This window comes from Paenibacillus pinisoli (genome assembly GCF_003605435.1).
Taxonomy (GTDB): Bacteria; Bacillota; Bacilli; order Paenibacillales; family Paenibacillaceae; genus Pristimantibacillus; species Pristimantibacillus pinisoli.
On record NZ_QXQB01000005.1, the window covers coordinates 139,567 to 158,677 of the forward strand.

Annotated in this window: 21 protein-coding genes; 2 read left to right on the top strand and 19 right to left on the bottom strand. The window is 52.2% G+C overall.

Annotation, left to right across the window (positions count from 1 at the left end):
- Nucleotides 1-185 precede the first annotated feature (185 nt).
- The 14 genes from D3P09_RS21540 to aroA all read right to left on the bottom strand — a co-directional run bounded on the left by D3P09_RS21540 (nucleotide 186) and on the right by aroA (nucleotide 12,563).
- A complete protein-coding gene (locus D3P09_RS21540) occupies nucleotides 186-1,517 on the bottom strand; it encodes an LLM class flavin-dependent oxidoreductase (protein WP_120113489.1) in 1,332 nt (443 codons plus the stop codon).
- Nucleotides 1,496-2,041 (bottom strand): GNAT family N-acetyltransferase, encoded by a 546-nt coding sequence (locus D3P09_RS21545; protein ID WP_341538303.1) that lies wholly within the window; start codon nucleotides 2,039-2,041, stop codon nucleotides 1,496-1,498. Before D3P09_RS21545 ends, D3P09_RS21540 begins: the two co-directional genes overlap by 22 nt.
- Nucleotides 2,042-2,091: 50 nt before the next feature.
- A complete protein-coding gene (locus tag D3P09_RS21550) occupies nucleotides 2,092-2,580 on the bottom strand; it encodes a DinB family protein (RefSeq protein ID WP_120113491.1) in 489 nt (162 codons plus the stop codon).
- On the bottom strand, nucleotides 2,577-3,758 hold the full coding sequence (locus tag D3P09_RS21555) for an amidohydrolase (RefSeq protein ID WP_120113737.1): 1,182 nt from the start codon (nucleotides 3,756-3,758) through the stop codon (nucleotides 2,577-2,579). Before D3P09_RS21555 ends, D3P09_RS21550 begins: the two co-directional genes overlap by 4 nt.
- A 43-nt stretch (nucleotides 3,759-3,801) precedes the next feature.
- The gene (locus D3P09_RS21560) at nucleotides 3,802-4,809 is read right to left on the bottom strand and encodes an MsnO8 family LLM class oxidoreductase (protein ID WP_120113492.1); all 1,008 of its coding nucleotides are present in this window, start codon (nucleotides 4,807-4,809) and stop codon (nucleotides 3,802-3,804) included.
- A 15-nt stretch (nucleotides 4,810-4,824) separates the two neighbouring features.
- Entirely contained in the window at nucleotides 4,825-5,577 is a 753-nt protein-coding gene (locus D3P09_RS21565; RefSeq protein WP_120113493.1) for an amino acid ABC transporter ATP-binding protein, read from the bottom strand.
- Nucleotides 5,574-6,284, bottom strand: a complete 711-nt coding sequence (locus tag D3P09_RS21570) for an amino acid ABC transporter permease (protein WP_120113494.1) — start codon at nucleotides 6,282-6,284, stop codon at nucleotides 5,574-5,576. The genes D3P09_RS21565 and D3P09_RS21570 overlap by 4 nt, the downstream gene beginning before the upstream one ends.
- Nucleotides 6,281-7,066 carry an amino acid ABC transporter permease gene (locus D3P09_RS21575; RefSeq protein WP_120113495.1) on the bottom strand — a complete coding sequence of 262 codons (786 nt, stop codon included), beginning with the start codon at nucleotides 7,064-7,066 and terminating at the stop codon, nucleotides 6,281-6,283. The genes D3P09_RS21570 and D3P09_RS21575 overlap by 4 nt, the downstream gene beginning before the upstream one ends.
- 52 nt (nucleotides 7,067-7,118) lie before the next feature.
- Complete coding sequence (locus D3P09_RS21580; RefSeq protein WP_120113496.1) at nucleotides 7,119-7,919, bottom strand: transporter substrate-binding domain-containing protein; 801 nt, start codon at nucleotides 7,917-7,919, stop codon at nucleotides 7,119-7,121.
- A 159-nt stretch (nucleotides 7,920-8,078) separates the two neighbouring features.
- Entirely contained in the window at nucleotides 8,079-8,987 is a 909-nt protein-coding gene (locus tag D3P09_RS21585) for a LysR family transcriptional regulator (RefSeq protein WP_120113497.1), read from the bottom strand.
- Between the two features lie 258 nt (nucleotides 8,988-9,245).
- A complete protein-coding gene (locus D3P09_RS21590) occupies nucleotides 9,246-9,710 on the bottom strand; it encodes a GNAT family N-acetyltransferase (protein WP_207892537.1) in 465 nt (154 codons plus the stop codon).
- Between the two features lie 132 nt (nucleotides 9,711-9,842).
- Nucleotides 9,843-10,313, bottom strand: coding sequence for an SRPBCC family protein (locus tag D3P09_RS21595; protein ID WP_120113498.1), 471 nt, complete (start codon nucleotides 10,311-10,313; stop codon nucleotides 9,843-9,845).
- 174 nt (nucleotides 10,314-10,487) lie between these two features.
- Nucleotides 10,488-11,081 carry a nucleotidyltransferase family protein gene (locus tag D3P09_RS21600; protein ID WP_120113499.1) on the bottom strand — a complete coding sequence of 198 codons (594 nt, stop codon included), beginning with the start codon at nucleotides 11,079-11,081 and terminating at the stop codon, nucleotides 10,488-10,490.
- Nucleotides 11,082-11,210: 129 nt separating this feature from the next.
- Nucleotides 11,211-12,563 carry a 3-phosphoshikimate 1-carboxyvinyltransferase gene (gene aroA, locus D3P09_RS21605; RefSeq protein ID WP_207892538.1) on the bottom strand — a complete coding sequence of 451 codons (1,353 nt, stop codon included), beginning with the start codon at nucleotides 12,561-12,563 and terminating at the stop codon, nucleotides 11,211-11,213.
- A 111-nt stretch (nucleotides 12,564-12,674) separates the two neighbouring features.
- On the opposite strand from aroA, the gene D3P09_RS21610 reads away from it, so the two are divergent.
- Entirely contained in the window at nucleotides 12,675-13,559 is an 885-nt protein-coding gene (locus D3P09_RS21610; protein ID WP_120113500.1) for a LysR family transcriptional regulator, read from the top strand.
- Here the strand turns inward: D3P09_RS21610 and D3P09_RS21615 are convergent.
- Genes D3P09_RS21615 through D3P09_RS21625 form a run of 3 tightly spaced genes read right to left on the bottom strand, consistent with a single transcriptional unit; the run spans nucleotide 13,556 to nucleotide 15,029 of the window.
- Nucleotides 13,556-14,011, bottom strand: coding sequence for a GNAT family N-acetyltransferase (locus tag D3P09_RS21615; protein WP_120113501.1), 456 nt, complete (start codon nucleotides 14,009-14,011; stop codon nucleotides 13,556-13,558). The genes D3P09_RS21610 and D3P09_RS21615 overlap by 4 nt on opposite strands.
- Nucleotides 14,008-14,532, bottom strand: a complete 525-nt coding sequence (locus tag D3P09_RS21620) for a hypothetical protein (RefSeq protein WP_120113502.1) — start codon at nucleotides 14,530-14,532, stop codon at nucleotides 14,008-14,010. The genes D3P09_RS21615 and D3P09_RS21620 overlap by 4 nt, the downstream gene beginning before the upstream one ends.
- A gap of 20 nt (nucleotides 14,533-14,552) precedes the next feature.
- Nucleotides 14,553-15,029, bottom strand: a complete 477-nt coding sequence (locus D3P09_RS21625; protein WP_120113503.1) for a GNAT family N-acetyltransferase — start codon at nucleotides 15,027-15,029, stop codon at nucleotides 14,553-14,555.
- A gap of 161 nt (nucleotides 15,030-15,190) precedes the next feature.
- On the opposite strand from D3P09_RS21625, the gene D3P09_RS21630 reads away from it, so the two are divergent.
- On the top strand, nucleotides 15,191-15,733 hold the full coding sequence (locus D3P09_RS21630) for an NADPH-dependent FMN reductase (RefSeq protein WP_120113504.1): 543 nt from the start codon (nucleotides 15,191-15,193) through the stop codon (nucleotides 15,731-15,733).
- Nucleotides 15,734-15,805: 72 nt separating this feature from the next.
- Here the strand turns inward: D3P09_RS21630 and D3P09_RS21635 are convergent, their stop codons facing one another.
- Together D3P09_RS21635 and D3P09_RS21640 are read right to left on the bottom strand one after the other, a co-directional pair.
- Nucleotides 15,806-17,512, bottom strand: coding sequence for a hypothetical protein (locus D3P09_RS21635; protein ID WP_120113505.1), 1,707 nt, complete (start codon nucleotides 17,510-17,512; stop codon nucleotides 15,806-15,808).
- 169 nt (nucleotides 17,513-17,681) lie between these two features.
- The gene (locus tag D3P09_RS21640) at nucleotides 17,682-18,953 is read right to left on the bottom strand and encodes an MFS transporter (protein ID WP_120113740.1); all 1,272 of its coding nucleotides are present in this window, start codon (nucleotides 18,951-18,953) and stop codon (nucleotides 17,682-17,684) included.
- Between the last annotated feature and the right edge of the window lie 158 nt (nucleotides 18,954-19,111).

Below are 19,111 nucleotides of genomic sequence, written 5' to 3' on the forward strand. Positions count from 1 at the left end.
ATAAACTTTATCTGTATCCAGCATACCGCAGCGGACAGGGTTTGAATAATAGAATAAATCTATCTATGAATAGAAAAGTTTTCCTGATTTTGATTAAGCATACAAGCATTTTTGGAACAAGAAAAAGCCGCTCTTTCCCGAATTGCGTTCATAGAACGGAATCGGAATGGAGCGGCTTAAGAAGGCTACGTATTCAATTGAACGGCTGCCGTATAGCGGTTAGCCGGCACGCGCAAGCCCAGATTGCCGCGCAGCGTATCGGATTCATATTCGGTACGGAACAGCCCTCTCTCCTGCAGGATAGGAACAACCAGCTCAACGAAATCCTTCAGCCATCCCGGCAGAGGCGGCGAGATGATAAAACCGTCGGCCGCTTCTTCCTCGTACCATTGCTGAATCAGGTCCGCGATCTTCTCCGGCGTGCCGATGAATGCTGTTCGCGGCGTTGCGGAACGGAGCGCAACCTGTCGCAGCGTCAAGCCATGCTCCTTCGCATAACGCTTGATTTTGTCCGTGCCGCTGCGGAAGCTGTTCGCTCCGATGTCTCCTAATTCAGGGAACGGATCGTCCAGCGGATATTGCCTGAAGTCGTGATGATCGAAGAAACGGCCTAGGTAATCCAGCGCTTTCTCGATGCTGACCAGACCGGCAAGCTCTTCATACTTGCGCTCTGCCTCCTCCTGCGTGCGCCCGATAATGGGTCCTATTCCCGGAAGAATGACGATATCGTCCCTTGAACGTCCGGCAAGGACGGTCCGGTCTTTCACGTCCTTGTAGAAGGCCTTCGCCTCCTCAATCGTGTCATGCCCGGTGAAGACGGCGTCGGCGCTAAGAGCGGCAAGCCGTTTGCCGCTCTCCGAAGAGCCGGCTTGGAAGACGACAGGATGCCCCTGTCTGGAACGCGCAATGTTAAGCGGCCCCTCAATGGAGAAGTACTTTCCTAGATGATTCAGCCGGTGAAGCTTATCCGGATTGAAGAAGACGCCGCTCTCCTTATCCCGGACGAAGGCATCGTCCTCCCATGAGTCCCACAGCCCGCGGACAACCTCCAGATACTCCTCGGCAATCTGGTAGCGCTCATCATGGGAAGGATGCTGAGCTTTGCTGTAATTTCGGGCAGAGCCCTCCAGCGGCGAAGTGACGATATTCCAGCCCGCGCGTCCGCCGCTAATATGGTCGATGGAGCCGAACTGCCTGGCGACGGTGAACGGCTCACTGTACGAACTGGACAGCGTTCCAACCAGACCGATATGGGTGGTTGCAGCCGCCAAAGCGGATAAGATCGTAATCGGTTCGAAGCGATTCAGGAAGTGCGGGATGGATTGCTCATTAATGTACAGGCCGTCGGCAATGAACAGAAGATCGAATTTGCCAGCTTCCGCCGTCTGTGCCTGCTGCTTGTAGAACGGGAAGCTGACGCTGGCATCTGCCGGCACATCAGGGTGGCGCCAACCGGATATATTGCCGCCAACGCCATGAATCAGCGCGCCCAGCTTCAGTAGCTTGCGGTTACCCATGAATATTCACTCCTTAGCGGAAGTCGGTAGCTTTTCACTATAGAATCGCCTTTAATAATATCCTTGTCGTACGCGCGCTGGAATCCAAGCCGCTCATACAGCTTAATGGCTGAGCTCATCATGTCGTTGGTATGCAGATGAAGCGTCTCGGCTCCCCATTGCAGGGAAAGGTTGACGCTGGCGCGTATCAATGCCGTTGCAATTCCGTGTCCCCGCGCTTGCGTCGAGACGGCAAGCAGGCGCATAATCGGCGAATGGATGCCGAGCTCAGGCAGACCATACGCGGCTTCAGAAGAATCATACAGGAATACGCTGCCTACCGGCTCTCCCTCTAGCTCTGCTACGATTCTTGCTTTTACTTTCTCGCTAGTCACAGCATGCTTCATATCCTCCTGGTATTGCACCCAGCGGTCTTGCGGCAGATGCTGCTCGTACTGGCTATAGGCGTTCAGAATAATGGATTGAATGATCTCAGCATCGGTCTTCTCCGCTTCTCGTATGACGATACGGCCCAAGACTCTCACCTGCCTTTCCAAGTGTGGAGGAGACGCTGCTCCTGGAAATCGGAATCTTCTTATTGCTGCTTAGCGGCTGCTGCTTCCAGAGCAGTCTTGATTCTCGCGATCTGTCCCAGATGATTTTGCACATGAGAGGTGAAGGATTTCACGATGACAGGCAAATTGACCGTATCTCCTTTGGCGTTGATCCCGGTCTTCTCCCAATCCTCCGGCCGCAACCGGCGGAAAATCCCGCTGTTGTACTCCAGCAGCGACTGGAACAGCTTCAAGTACTCATGGACATTCCCTTCATTCGAGCGCTGCCCGGTTACCCATTCATCCTGGCTAAACGCTGGCAATCTGGCCGCAGAGCCGGATAAGATCTCCCTCAGCCGGAAAGCAATGACGACGCTATGATCGACGAGATGGGCGATCACTTCCGTCACGCTCCACGATTCCGGTGCAGCTTTCCATATTAATTGATCATCCGTCCATCCTTGGACGGCCTCGCGAAGCTGCTCATGCGTATGCAGATAGGCTTCGATATCGACTGGCAATTGGCTCATTGCGATACCTTCCCTTTCGTACTGGATTGTCTCGTGCGCGATAACCGGTTCAAGGCGTCTTCAGCAAGCTCTGCAAAAAAAGCGGCGCCAAGCGGCAAAGCTTTCTCGTCGACGTCGAACGCGGGATGATGCCATTCTTGCGGGCCATTCGTGCCAAGAAAAGCGAACAGTCCGGGCGTTTCTCTTAAGTAAAAGGCAAAATCCTCGCCCGCAAGCGAAGGCTGCGGCACAATCGGGGTAAGTCCGGCAGCAGTCGCCGCCTCACGGGCCGCTTCGGCCCATGCGCCATCATTCACTACGGCCGGCGGCCCTTCCAGCCATCGAACGCTTGCCTTGCCGCCGAAGGCTTGAGCTACGCCTGTTGCGATCCCCTCGAAGCGCTCGCGGACTGTTGAACGCACTCGCTCGTCGAATGTGCGCAGCGTGCCGTCGAACACGGCTTTGCCCGGAATGACATTCCACGCCGTGCCGCTGTTAAGGCGGGTCACGCTGACGACAGCGCTCTCCAGCGCGCCGACATTGCGGCTCACGATCGTCTGCAAAGCCGTAATAATATGGGCGGAGATGACAATCGTGTCCACGGAGGCTTCCGGCACTGCCGCATGGCTGCCCTTTCCCTCCACTTCTACAATAAATCCATCGGCCGCTGCCATAATCGGTCCTTCCTTAATGCCGATTGTACCTACCGGCAGGTCGGGCTTATTATGCAGGCCGAATATGGCCTGCACACCTTCAAGCGCTCCGCTGGCAATGACCTCCAGCGCCCCCTTCGCCTTCTCCTCCGCAGGCTGGAACAGGAAGCGAACCGTACCGGGCAATGAGCTCTCCCGTTCCTTGAGCAGGAAAGCCGTACCCAGCACTACAGCCGTATGGAAGTCATGGCCGCATGCGTGCATGCGGCCGGCAATGGCGGATGCGTACGGCAAGCCCGTCTCCTCATGAATGGGAAGCGCATCGATATCCGCGCGAATGGCGATGAGAGGCCCTTCCTTGCTTCCGCCTACCTCGGCAACAATGCCGGTTCGCAGCGGGAACGGCACGATGCGTATGCCTGCCTCCTGCAATTGAGTGCGAATATATGCTGTCGTCTCTTCTTCCTCATGCGACAGCTCCGGATGGGCATGAAGATGCCGCCGGATTGCGATAAGCTGTTCCTGAATGGATTGTGCCGCGGATATGCTCACGTTGTATGCCTCCTTATGCTGTGGTGTCAACTGTCGATTAGACAGTCTGCTCTGCCATTGCTTCCTTCAGCAGCGTGAATGACCGGGCACGCTGCTCGAACCCTCCGGCCGCAGAAGTCACGATAAACTCTTCAACGCCGTACTGACGGCCTAATTCAAGAATTCGGCTCCGCACCGAATCTTTGTCGCCTGTTGTGATATCAGCGGCCCGCACCTCTGCCGTGTAGGCCTCGCCTGCTTGCCGGGCGAACTCCTGCGCTTGCTCCTCCGTGCTGACGTTGACCGTCTTGCCGCTAGCCAGAGTGACCCGGACGCTTTTCAATTCGCCTGCGAGCGCAGCCGCTTCCTCTTCGGTATCCGCCGCAATAACCGACAGTGCCAGAATGGGACGCGGAACAAATTTGCCCGTACGAATAAACCGGCTTCGGTATGTCTCGAAAGCCTTCTTCGCTGCAGCGGGATCATTGTTGATGAACAGGGCGAACACATACGGCAATCCGCGTTCCGCAGCCAATTCCGCGCTGGCGACGCTTGTGCCCAGAATATAGACATCTGCCGGATGCTCCGGAATCGGGCTCGCCTTCAACCCCGCAAGCGGATGGCCATCCGGCGCTGATCCGCTAATATACATCTCTACTTCAACCAGTTTATCGCTAAGCGATCTTGCGTCCTCTGTCCGCTGCAATGCTGAGGTCGAGCGCGGCAAGCCTCCCGGTGCGCGTCCGATGCCAAGCTCGACGCGCCCAGGCGCTAGCGAAGCCAGTACATTGAAGTTTTCCGCAACCTTGTAAGGGCTGTAATGCTGAAGCATCACGCCGCCCGATCCAATTGAAATCCGCTCAGTGCGCGCCAGCAGATAACCGATCAGCACCTCCGGCGAAGAGCCTGCAAGCTGGGCGGAATCATGATGCTCCGATACCCAGAAGCGTTCATAGCCAAGCTCTTCGGCAAGCCTGGCCAGCTTCACGGTGTTCGCTAGCGCTTCGGCCGGAGTCTGTCCGGCAGAGGCGACGCTTTGATCGAGGATGCCTAGCTTTATCGCCACGTAAATTCCCTCCTCCTAGATAGAATAAACACCGTCAGGCGTATATCGTTTCAGAAATTGCCGCGTCCGCTCTTCCTTCGGAAAATTGAATAGTTGGGCGGGTGTCCCCTCCTCCACAATAACGCCGTCATCCATAAAGATAATGTGGCTGGCCACATCCTGGGCGAACGCCATTTCATGCGTCACAATAATCATTGTGATGCCTTCCTTGGCAATCTTGCGTATGACCGACAGCACCTCGCCCACCAGCTCCGGGTCAAGCGAGGATGTCGGCTCGTCGAGCAGGATAACCTTCGGATTCAGCGCAAGCGCCCGCGCAATGCCGACACGCTGCTGCTGTCCGCCGGACAGCTGGCTGGGGTACGCGTCTAGCTTGTTCTCTAGGCCCACTTTCTTCAATAACGCGATGCTGCGCTCGCGTGCCTCTTCCTTCGGAACCTTTTGCACCACGACAAGTCCCTCCATCACATTCTCCAGCGCCGTTTTATGACGGAACAGATTGTATTGCTGGAATACCATTGCGGATTGCTTGCGCAGCGTATGAATATCCGATTTGCTCGGCCGTTTGCACTGTACGGTGATGCCGTCAATTTCAATTTCTCCATCGCTTGGCCGCTCAAGGAAGTTGATGCAGCGAAGCAGCGTTGTTTTTCCCGAACCGCTCGGTCCTAAGATCGCCACGACCTGCCCCTTCTCCACGTTCACATCAATTCCTTTGAGCACGTGATGGCGTCCGAACGACTTCTGGATTTGCTTCAGCCTGATCATGCTACTCCACCCCGGTTATACAGATTGATTCGTTTTTCAATAACGGCGGTAATTCGCTCGATTAAGATCGTAAGTCCCCAATAAATGATTGCGGCTGCGATATAAGCCTCGAAAAACTTCCAGTTCGATGATGCGATGATTTGAGACTTGGCGTTAATATCGACTACCGATACGGTGAAAGCAAGGGTCGTGCCATGCAGCATGTTAATGGTGCTGTTGGACAAGCTGGGCAGCAAAATCGCAAAAGCCTGGGGAAATACGATACGCTTCATCGCTTGCCTCGTGGTCATGCCGATCGAATAAGCCGCTTCAAGCTGCCCTTTGTTAACCGCAAGCAGACCGGAGCGGATCACCTCCGACAAATAGGCGCCGGCAGTAATCGAAAACGAGATATACGCGAAGCCGATCATCGGAATCGAGACAGAGCGGAACGACCACCCAAGCTGTATAGCAAGCCCGTCAATCAGGTACGGCAATCCGAAATAGATAAGCAGCAGATGAGTCAGCATCGGCGTTCCTCGAATAAATGTCACATATGCCGCAGCGAGCCCATGCAGGACGGGCACCCGATAAATTCGGATCAGCGCAACCGACGTTCCAATCATCGTGCCGCAGCCCATAGCAACCGCTGTAATCATCAATGTCGTCGGGATTGCCGACAGTAATAGCGTGAATGCCGTCCATATAAAGGAAGGATCGAGCCTCATAATCTGGCCTCCTTGTTGCGAAGCTTAGCCGCGCCCGCCACTCTGCCGAAGATGGAGCCTTCTATCCTCCGCAGCCTTCGCTCGGCATCCGATGATTGCTCATGACGGAGCAGCCTTCGCTCCAGCCGGAAGAACAACCGCTCCAGCACAAAGCATATGATAAAGTAGAGAAGCGCCAGCGACAGATAGATTTCGGCGAATCGTTGCGACAGCGTGCCGATCGTCTGCGCTCTTCCCGTAATCTCCAATATGCCTAGCGAGAAAGCCAGCGACGTATCCTTCAGATTGCCAAGCACGACATTGGCAAACACCGGGATGGAAATCGCCAGCGCTTGCGGCATCACAATGCGGATGAATGCCTGGTAGCCGTTCATTCCCATCGCATAGGCTGCCTCCACCTGTCCTCTGTCGACCGCCGTGACAGCACCGCGAATCACCTCTGAAATATAAGCCCCGCTATGAAGCGAATACGTTAGGATGACAAAAAACAAAGTCGGCGTCTTGCTCACATCGATGTGGGCCAGCTTCAGCAGCTCGGGCATGCCGTAATAGAACAGGAACAGCTGGATTAGAATCGGCGTTCCCCGAAAAAAAGAAATATAGATGCGCGACAACCGCTGCAGCACCGGTACCCGGTACAGCTGAGGCAGCGCGACCAGCAGCCCGACAATCAAGCCGAAGAGGATCGAGCTGCCTACGATATAAAGCGTTATGCGCAGGGACGGCAGCAATCTGACAAAATATTCGAATACATAGGAGAATTCAAACGGATGTTGCCCCATCTATCGTTTACACCCCACTTTCGGCAGCCCGGCTGGCGGACTGCCTGGCGCATTATTTCGAGAAGTCTTGGCCCAGCCAATCCTCGCTCAGCTTTTTGAGCGTTCCGTCCGCTTTCAGCTCTTTGATTGCGCCGTCTACGGCATCGGCAAGCTTCTTGGAGTCCGCATCGTCCTTGCGGAAGACGTACAGGATATTGCCTTCGTTCAATGATTCCCCTACGGTTTTCAGCTTGCCTTGCGGGTCCTTGATCGGCAGCAGGAAGTCCGCTCCGAGTGTGGCATAGACGCGGCCGGAAGTAATTTGGGCGACATCGTCGTTGGCATCGTTCTGCTGATACACGATATTGATGCCTTCCTTATGCTCTTTATTGTAGTTTTCCAGAATTTGCGCCTGAGCGCTGGTCGGTCCGACAAGCACCTTCTTCCCGACCAGATCGTCCAAGGTTTGAATGGAGTCGTTATTGTCCGAAGCGACAATGATTTTGTTTCTCCAATAAGCGTAAGGCTCTTCATTGAACAGAAACTTCTCGACGCGCTCCGGATTTTTTTCGAAGAGGTGAGCGGCCAGATCGACCTTCTTGGTCTCCAGGCTCAGCAGGATGTTAGAGAAATCCATCGTCTGAAATTCGAACTCGTAATTGTCCAGCCGTTTATCGATTTCACGCAGGAGCTCGACGTCAAAGCCGGTCAGCTTGTTTTTGTCGTCCAGGAAGGCGATTTGCTCAAAGTCATTGCCCGTACCGATAATAATTTTCTGGGCTCCGCTAGATGAGGCGGGTTTGGATTCGCTTGAGCAAGCGGATGCCGCAAGCGTCAAGACGAGCGCTAAAGCAATAACGGATATTTTTCTCAAGGCAGGTTCCTCCAATGGGTTGTTATTAAACTCATAAATCCTACTGGTTAAGTGCGGTTTATGGCTGACCTAACTTTAGCACTCGCCTTTCCAGGCGGTCAATCGGTCCCATAATAGAGAAAATCTATACGACGATCTAATAATTTGATAGGAAATTCGTTACCTGGCCGATGCGGTCAATCCTTCCTTCCGAGCCGCCAGCTCTTTGCTGAATTCGGTGATAGCTGAGAAGAACAGAGCGTTTTTGCCATGGCAGGAGATCAGATTCGTCTGCAGCGAGATTCCCTCCGTATCCGGCAGCTTAATCGGAATCAGCTTGCCGTCGCGGATTTCCTGCTGAACGCTTTGGCTGGGCAGGAAGCTGATACCGGCCTTCTGTATGACCAGCTTCTTGGCCGTCTCTGAATTATCGACCAGAAATTGAATGTTCGGAGGGCCCTCCAAATTGCCGAATATCCGGTGGATACGCAGCCAGTCAAGCGCTCCGCATTCGAAGAACACAAGCGGCTGTGCCGCAATGTCTTCGATTGTGGGCCGTGCCCCTGTCAAGAATGGATGTCCTTCATAGACATACAGTCGTATGGGATCTTCGAAAAACTTCACCGATTGCAGATTGGGATGGCTGACGTTGCGAATGAAACCAATATCCGCTTCCTTATTGATAACCTTATGAATGATCTCATCCGTCGTGCCGGTAATGAGTTTGAAGTGAGTCTTCGGAAATCGGTCTTTTAATCTTGGCAGCAAATCGGGGATGATGTAATTGGATACGGACAACGTACTTCCGATACGAAGCTCTTCAGGCAGCGACTTCTTCTGATTCGTGTGCAGCTTCCCCTTCTGATAAGTCATCAGGATTTGCTGCGCGTAAGGCAGGAATCTGCGGCCTTCCTCCGTAATCTGAATTTGCTTGCCCATTCTGTCGAATACCTTGCAATTCAACTCCCGTTCAAGCGATTGAATGCGGGCCGTTACGGACGGCTGCGACAAGTAGAGCACTTCAGCCGCTTTATTGAAGCTTCCATAATGATTAATAAATACAAACGCTTCGATATTTTCCAAATTCATAGCGCACACCTCCTGTTAATCGATAATCAGTTGCTCCTTATGCCAGACTTCCAGATATACAAAAAAGGGACTTCCTTTGATAGTACATAAGAAGTCCCCGGTTATCCGGTAGACGCGTATATGACGGTACCACATCTGTTGTAACGGTGAGTATCAGCATCTATTTATCCTACAATTCCAATGCAATTACTAAGCTTTAATCGATTATATGCCCGCTACCCAATTTATGTCAATGGAATATTTGGCGAATCGGACTGGCTACAACGTCAAGCTGTAATGAAGAAAAGCCTCGTCGCGCTCAAATCCGAATTTCTCGTACAAGGCTTGAGCGGTTGTGTTATCCGGCGCAGTCGATAGCTCGATCCCTTTCGCCCCCGTTAACTGCCCATAGCGCTTCGCTTGCTCCAGCAGCAGCCGCGCAGCACCGCGGTCGCGTGCATTCTCTTGCACATAAAGGTCATTCAAGATCCAGGCGCGTTTCATCGAGATGGACGAAAAAACGGGATACAATTGGGTAAAGCCAATAGCCCTTCCAGTTGCCTGATCAATGGCGATGAAGATGACGGATTGCATATGATCGAATCGGTCAAGCAAGAATTCTCTTGCGCCTGCCAGGTCTGATGACTGGCCGTAAAATCCGCGGTAAGCATCGAATAGCGAAGCTACTTCATCCAGGTGCTTCAATGCAGCTTGCTGTACAATAATAGACGGTTGATAGGACATGATTACTATACCTCCCTGCCTGCCGGCATGTAATGGCTTAATCATACACTTCAGACAGGGAGCCGCCTATGAAGTTCCTGCTCATTTCTTTGCATTCTTTTCCCCGATAGAAAAGGATAGGTACGTTGTCAGCTAGCCCTGCACATGCGCATCCGGGGCTTTATCCGCAACCAAATTCAATAGGATGCCATGCTCCAGATAAGCCTTGAGTCCGCATAGTACCATCGTATAGCCGCCCATGGAATCAATCGCCTGCAGCACAATTTCATCGCCCGCACCCGCGAAGCCGGAATGTGAGATCGTGACAAAAGTGCCGTCTTCATCCCTGGTTGTAAAGGTTACTTCAGTAATGGTATGGTCTGACGACCATTCAAGAAGCAAATACTCGTTTTTGCGGAGTTCCTTCACTTTCACGATATCCGACACTCCGTACATCTCCCAATCCCATTTCACATGACTGGCCTTCTCGAGTCTGCCGCTGCTTTTGGTAAACCAGAACTTTGTGGTCGCCTCTGGATTAACGAACGCTTCAAACACTTCGTACGCCGGCCTTCGGATAAGCATTTCCGCTTTTACAACAGGAAACTCATGAGCAATCGTCATATCCCTCTCCCTTTCATCAATGAAATAGCAGGTTACCCATATATCCATGTTGACTCACGATAAATAATTAATATTATTAATCATTAACCCTGATAATAGTTTAGTCTTATATAATAAGTATATCATTTCCGGGCATGTGTGCACAAAAGAAGATAGCGGTTCCAATCTGCCGATCTAGGAAGAAGAGTACGGCGCCCCATCGATCGGATAGACGGTTACCTTGTTCCAAATTCTTACCCAATTTTTCTTATGAATACGCTCCATGTAGATTTTCGCTCGTTCATCCGCTTCCAGAAAGTAAGGTGTCGGCTTTACATATAAACCTAATACATCTTCTATTCCGCAAGGCGCAGCGAGAATAACTTCACCTTGCCCGTTGAGTGACAGCCCCAATGCCGTTGCCGTCTCCGGAAATTTGGAGATGGCATCAACCGAGGAATCGTAGGGCGGAATTTGGTTCACGAGATGCATTCTCGCTTCATTTTTGACTGACCAAGGGATGGAAGGATCCAGCACTTTAAGTCTCTGCTCAAGCTGCTTTTCCGTTTCTTCATCGACATGAAGGCTGTCGAAGTAAATAACGTCCACATCAGGCAACGGCGTTCTGGTGGCGAATCCATGCAGAGTATCCCATATCTTCGAACGAACAAAGCCTGCACAAACCCACCAGTCCGGCAGACAAAGCGACTCTGCATGCCGCAAGATGGCCATCATCCACTTGTCCTCCTCAACGATTCTAATAACATCAGCTTCATTTTCTAATTTCATGACCATCCGCCTCTCCGAACATATATTCCCATTATACCATAAAAAAACACCCCTGCGATTCATGTCGCTAAGGGCGCTAACGAAGGGAGTTATAGCATTATGATCCCGGATGATGTGCCGTGTGATAGGTTATGATGAATAATCTACTCCTGCGCCAAGCAGACGCAGCCGCTCGAAGTAATCGGGACAAGTCTTCGACACGCATCCCGGGTCGAAGATAGCGATTCCGTCTGCTCTAAGACCGATGAGCGACAACGCCATGGCCATACGGTGGTCGTCATGCGAGTCAAGCACAGCCGGAACCGGTGTCCCCGGATAGACGGTCAACCCGTCGGGATGCTCCTCCACTTTAACCTGAAGCTTGCGCAGCTCCGTACATATTGCAGCGATACGGTCGCATTCATGATGCCGGATATGGGCTGCATCCTTTAGCCGGATAGGAGCATCTGCGAATAGCGCAAGGACCGCTATCGTCAGCGTCTGGTCGGACCATCGCTCCATGCTGAGCTCGAAGCCGCCGCGGAGCCGAGCTGTGCCTATAACTTCGACATAACCAATTCCGCGTGTTACCGAGCACCCCATTTGCTCCAATACGTCCAGCAATTCGATGTCCGGTTGCCGGGTAGCAGCCGCATCCATGCCCTCCGTCCGAATGCGTCCGCCTGTCATAGCTGCCGCTGCCCAGAAGTAACAGCTGGTCGATATATCCGGCTCGAGTTCGATGGACTGAGCGGCATATTTTCCTGCGGGAATAGAGTATGAGCTGTCCGCTTCTTGCACCCGGATGCCAAATCGGCTCATCAGCTCAATCGTCATGTTGACGTAATCCTTTTGTATAGTCGAGCCTTGAAGCTCTAACGTAATGGATTGTCGGGCATACGGTGCGGCTAATAGCAGTCCGCTGATGAACTGGCTGGATAGATGACCTGGAATCTCGACTCTCCCGCCCTTCAAGCCTCTAGCTTCCAGAATAAAAGGATACGCATGCTCCTGATTCAGAAAACGAATTTCAGCACCTTGATTGATTAATGCCGTTAACAAATGAGCAATCGGCCGCTCCTCCATCCGCTTGCTGCCTCTTAAGGTCCAGGAACCGTGTCCAGCCGCAAGCGCGCCTGGCAAGAAACGGGCTACGGTTCCGGCCGCTCCGACATACAGCTCTCCCTCCTTCACAGGCCAATCGCCACCGCAGCCGGCTACGATTGCTGATTCTCCTTCGACTGTGATGCTGATACCTAACCTTTGCAAGCTTTCGATACACCAATAGGCGTCATCGCTCCTTAGGATGCCGTTAATTCGCGAGGTGCCGTCCGCCATTGCCGCTAGAATTAACGCGCGATTCGTCAGGCTTTTGCTTCCTGAGATACGGACAATGCCCTCAACCTGCTGCTGCGGCGGGCTTAAGCTCACTTGCTTAATGCCTGAATTCGCAGACCACGGGGAACGTGCCGCCATATCTGGCATGCTGCTTATCTGATCCATATCTGCTCTCTCCTCTGCTCATTGATTGACTGCCCTGAGTTGATTATAATGAGAGCAAAGGAATAGAGGAAATACCAGTTATCTATATTTGTTATAAAGGCGGTCTATATCATGATTAATCTGGAATGGTATCGTATTTTTCTGCAGACTGCGAGGCAAGGGAACTTGACGAAGGCTGCCCAGCAGCTTCATATTACTCAGCCATCGGTAAGCTATGCGATCAAGCAGATGGAGGACGCGCTTGGACTGAAGCTGTTCCACCGCATGTCCAAAGGTGTATCGTTAACGGAAGAAGGCAGAGCGCTGCTCGCTTATGTGGAGCAATCCTTCTCGCTGCTGGATGCCGGACAGCATTACATTCGGGAGATGAAGCAGCTGAATGAAGGCGAGCTGCGCATCGGGGCAAGCGACTCCCTGATCAAGCATGTGCTACTTCCATATTTGAACCGGTATCATCAGCAGTATCCGGGCATCCGCATTCGGCTGTCGCACGGCAAGTCGCCGGATATCGCGAGCCGGCTGAAGGACGGCCTGCTGGATTGCGGAATCGTACATATGCCGCTAGTTGATCCTATGCTTCAAATTGAGGAGCTTGCTTCCTTTGAGCATTGTTTTGTTGTCGGCAAGCGGTTTAAGGAATGGTCGAATCGAGTACTCAATTCTCAGGAGCTGGCGAAATTGCCGCTGCTCATGATGTCGCCGGGCAGCAGCACCAGAAGCGCCATCGATGAGTGGCTGACACGCAGAGGCGTAGAGATGAAGCCGGATATTGAGCTTGGAAGCGTTGATCTGTTGATTGAATTTGCTATGCTGGGGTACGGCGCTGCATTTATCAACCGTTCGTTTATTCAAGAGGAAGTAAAGGCTGGCGAGCTGTTCGAGCTCCGGCTGGAGGAGGCCCTTCCCTCCCGCAGCATAGGGCTGGCCTTGCGCCGGGACATGAACCTGTCGATAGCGGCAGAAAGCTTCGTCCGGATGCTAGCGAGCCAGAGCTAAGCCTTAGATTTTGCGAGGTATACTAACGTGAGATTTTCGTTTATCGGAATCTCCTTGAGCTTGATATAGCCTAGCCGTTCATATAACGCCAGGTTTTTCAAGCTCTTATGTCCAGTGAACAATTCGCATCGATGAATGTTGGCATCCCAGCGCTCGATGGCTTGCATCAGCTTCGTGCCAATGCCTTGATTTTGGCGGGACTGAGCTACGATCAGCTTGCCGATCGACAGCACGCCGTCTTGAATCCGTCCCCTCACCGAGCCAACAATGCGTCCATTCAGCTCAGCCTTCAGGAAAACACCAGCGGCAAATTCCAGCTCCAGCTCTTCGATCGTCTGCGTAAGGGGCTGAATGCTGTAGTCTTGATACAGCTCCGCTTCGCTTTGGTAAGCTTCGTATTGCAGCTGCAAGATAGCGCTCAGGTCTGTCGACTGGGCTGCACGAATGCTCATGCCGGATTCCCCCAAATCTTTTCTAATAGAATATGAGTGCCGTAACCTAGCAGAAAAGCCGACCCCATTACAAGGAGATAAGCAATCCTCTGGAAAAGGAAACCATTGAACAGTGAGCTGATGCCAACTGCTGACTTTATAGTGAGCTTGGATGTGAGCTTGCGAAACAAAAAGAAGATATAGAGCATATAAGGCAATGAAGCTGTGATGACCAGCAAAATTTCATGGTCCCCACTATCCATCCGGCCATAGACAATACGGGACATGATTGTACTGCCGGTAAAAAGGGTAAAGAAAATCAAACGGTTGACGCGCTCGCTTGGCTTGTCGTCCATATAATCGTCCAACCATAAGACTAGAATGACGGTAACGAACATGTAGACGATGACGCCGCTTGTTTTCATGTAAACCGCAAATTCAGGGTAAATATAAAAGCTCACCCAAAAAGCCAGGCATGAAAAGAGAAGTCCATACCTGATAAGTCTAATTACCGTTAGATAAGCAATCCGTTCTGCAGCCAAGCTCGAACTCCTCCCCTGTCCTAGAGGTCCTTCATAAACCATGCGTCACATGCATAATGCTCTGAGCCGGCGAGCGGCTCGTCAAGCTGTTTGAATCCGTGTTTGGCATAAAAACGGTTAGCAGCCCCCATTGTCTGAAGCGTCTCCAGGTAACATTGCTTGTATTGCTGGCTTGCATAGTCTAGAGCCGTATGAAGCAGCGGTCCGGCTATCCCCGTCCCTCTAACCTGTGGCAGCAAATACATCTTCTGCAGTTCACAGAGCGTATCCGATTCCCCAAATGACGCAATTCCGCAGCCGCCTACAACTTGTCCATCCAGCTCGACGACCCAATAAGAGGCATGCTGATGCTGGTCATAATAATGAAATAAATCGGATAAGCTCGCATCCTCCCATGCCAAGCCCGCTCGATTGCCGCCGAATTCAATCAGGCAGCTGCGAACGACCAGCTCGATCGCCGTGTTATCTTCCTTGCGCAAATTCCGTATGATTGCCATGATGTCTCCCTTGTGGCTGATTTGCCAAAAAATCATGTATGAAATGAGGCATACAGCCGCATAATCTATAAGTATAAATGATTGGTTGGAACGATACTGCGTGCAGCGGCCCAGCGGCTAACGACAGTACCCTATCTAATGATAATAAGGAGGACATAACAATGTCAAAGCTGAATATCGGAATTATTCTCGGAAGCACGCGTCAAGGACGCGTCAGTCCGCAGGTAGGCGAGTGGGTAAAAGGAATTGCGGATAAGCGAGGCGACGCGAACTATGAAATCGTCGATATCGCGGATTATAAGCTTCCTCTGCTCGGCGAAGAAGATGCGACAGAACAAGCCACGAAGTGGAATACGAAGCTGGCGAGCCTGGACGGCTTCGTCTTTATTGTGCAGGAATATAACCACAGCATCAGCGGCGCGCTCAAGAATGCGATTGATTACGCGCGTGAAGCTTGGAACAACAAGGCTGCAGGCTTCGTCAGCTATGGCTCGGTCGGAGGCGCGCGCGCCGTAGAGCATCTGAGAGGCATTCTGGGCGAAGTGTCCGTAGCCGATGTTCGCGTTCATGCGGCATTGTCGCTGTTCACAGACTTCGAGAACGGTACGGTATTCAAGCCGGCAGACTTGCATTTGACCAATGTGAACGCCATGCTTGATCAAGTTATTGCTTGGAGCGGAGCGCTCAAGACGCTTCGTTCCTAGGCCAAAGCGAATGGATCAGCACCCCGCATATTCGATTGGGCGGGGTGCTTCTTTATGTTCCTTAGCCATTGGCTAGTCGATCGCTATATAGTCTACAGACTTTCTTTCCGTAGAATGCCAGTACACGATCTCCCCCTTTGGCGTCCACGCGATCACTGGCCCTGACCCAAGCTTGCGCGCTTGCTGCTCCTCCCGGTCGATAAGCCAGCTGCCTAAGCCGCCTCCCAAAGAAACAGCAGCAAACCGTTCCCCAGCCTCTTCGGACCTTGGAAGCATCCGATAGATATCCGTTTCACTCCATCCGTCGATAGATGCCCGTAAAATCGCGCTATCAGCTGCGGACAACGTTTTAATTCCTTCCTTCTTCTGCAATCCCTTCTTGTAATGGAACGTCGCTTTGCCTCGGAAAAACGCTTCATCCGGGCCGCCGACAATAGGCACCTCAATGGTCTCGTTGTCATTCCATCTCACCGGATAGATGAAATGCCAGCCGTCGCTATGGCCGCTATACGCCGCTTCCTTGAATTCTGCTACGAGCCCTCCGTCAGCATTAATAATGACCAGATCAGCATAAGGACCCAGGCTTCCGCTTGAATCGGCCAATATGGCTGCATGCTTCCCATCAGGCGATGCGGCCATGCCGTAGATCAGCCGATCTGTTGTGTAAACTTCCTGCCGCTCGATGCCATTTCCTTCTGCGCGGTAGACGCTCTTCCATCCCTCGGCTATATAATACCGTTCTTTCGTGCCGCTATATGAAAAAAGATAGGCCATTCCGTAATCGTTCACGTTCACGGCACGCTCAGCAGCAATAGCTATCTCCTTGGACATAATATCCTCCACATTGCCGGACACCAAATCCAGCCGGTATGCCGGTACATCAAGATTGTAAATGATGATCTCCGAATCTTGAGGAGCGGAGCTTGCCGGCATAATGGACGCAGCGGTATGGAAAGCATGCTCACGTACGATTTGGCCCTCTGGATCCAGCCATTGAAGGCCGCTCCAGGCGATTCCTTGGTGTATCTTAATCAACATGCTCTCTGATGGCGAATGGACTTGGAAGTCTTCCCCTGCCATCGTCATGATGCCCTCCAGCTTGAATTCAGCAGCCGAGCCTTCCGGCAAATGAGGAAATATAATGACGACCCTTCGAGGGTCAGTCCAATTAAGTTTATAGACAGAAGAAGCATCTCCAACAGGCGGTTGAATGAAGATAGTGGAATGGAGAGCCTCCTCTAAAGACGACTTGTCAATTGCGCGATTCGCTGCCAAGGTGACGGAATCATTAACCTCATCTAGCGTCAATTTAATGACAGGCTCAGCTTGCTCACCCGCGGGGTCAAGCAGCAATTGTGTCCATTCGGATGTCAGGGACCATGCTCTCGCCCGTTCCTCACCGGGCAATGTCAGATATACTTTGGCGCTGACATCGGTTGAGGCGGTAGCTGTCAAATCGTTCAGCTCCAGAACCAGCTTGTTCTTCGGAGAAGCCAATTCCAGCGTATATCGCGCACCGCTGTATTCAGGATCACCGATATAGGAAGGTTTTGCGTTCATTAACGATTCGAGCAATACTTCAATTTCATTAGAAGCAGTGTGCTCAGCGACTAGATTACGATGTTCATCGAATACGGTTATTGTCTCTATATTCGCAGGCAACGAAATCGCAACCGGCTTGTCATCCCTTTCCGTCTCAGGTTTAGTGCAAGCCTGCAGAATCAGAATAAACAGCAGCAGGACAACTCCGTATCTCCGCAGCTGTAATCTAGTTTTCATCATCCGTTCCCCCTGATCTCAATGCGTATTCATCCATCATTTTCTACTATTTCCTAAACGAAACAGCCCATTAGAAGGTTGCTAGAACATGAAAAAGGCAGCCATTCCTCTCGAATGGCTGCTTTATGTTCAACTGAGTGTACCCTGAATAACGCAATTAGAATTTATTCTAATTCGTAGATCTTGCTGACCAGAAGATGACCGGAATGAGCAGCAGAGACAGCAATCCGCCTGTGAGCGCAAGAGTCGCATAGCCGGATTGCGCTACGATCATGCCGGACAGCACTCCACCTGATGCGCCTGACAGTGCAATCAGTACATCGACTGTGCCTTGCGTCCTCGCTCTCGTTGCTTGGCTCGTAGAATCGACGATGAGGGCTGTTCCGCTGATTAATCCCAAGTTCCAGCCAAGTCCAAGCAGCGCAAGCGCCGTAATTAGGGACAGCATGGAGTCTGCAGGGCCGAATGCCGCGAGCAATCCGGACGAGAGCAAGACGACCCCGGATGCGCAAGCCATCTTGATTCTCCCGATCCGGTCAATCAGCATGCCGGTAAAGAGCGACGGCAAATACATCGCGCCTACATGGATACCGATAACAATGCCTACTTCGCCGAGACCGTGTCCATGATGCTTCATATGAATTGGCGTCATGGTCATGATGGCAACCATCACCATCTGTGTCAGAATCATAATAGCTGCGCCAAGCCTGATTCCTTTCTTGTTATAGGCAGAGGCCGGAGTGGCCTTCGATGGATTGGCTGCAGCTTGCGCTTCCGCGATTTTGGTTGCAATAACAAAGGGATCTGGGCGCAGCAAAAATAAAATAATGAGTCCTGCTAATATAAACGCGGCCGCCGCAAGCAGGAACGGTCCCGCCAGTCGCGGGACTCCGATCGATTCGGCGAAGTCGCCCATGACGCTGACCAGATTGGGACCGGCTACAGCGCCGAAGGTGGTGGATACCATCGCGATGCTGATCGCGGTAGCCCGCTGAGACGGTTTGGCCAGATCGGTGCCTGCGTAGCGGGCTTGCAGGTTGGTTGCTGTACCCGCACCATAAATCAATAGAGAGAAATATAGCAGCGGAATGTTGGCAGCGATAGCTGCTGCAATAATCCCGACCGCGCCGATGCCGCCCGTAAGGAAGCCTGCCGCGATGCCGGACCGTCTGCCGAATTGTTGGGTAAGACGCCCCATCAAGAAGGATGCCAGTGCGGAGCCAAGCGTAATAAGAGCAGCCGGTATCCCGGCATAACGCTCCGTGCCAAGCATATCCTGGGCAAGCAGCGCGCCTACTGTTACGCCTGCGGCAAGACCCGCGCCGCCGAATAACTGAGACAATGCGACGACGGCAAGCGTGCGTTTATAGAGCTGCTGCTGCTTGCCGGGAGCTGTCCAATCCTCAAGCTTCGCGGTCTTGTTTTCATGTTGTTTTTTCATATTGGCTTGAATATGCATGGACTCGAGTCCTCCTCCTATTCTTATGGTGTATTATGGAGGATCGGCCCATGGAGTTCAATAGCAAAAAAAGACCGTGCTCATGGCACGGTCCAAAGTAAGGGGATTTTGTAAAGTTGATGCCGGGCACAGCCCGGCGG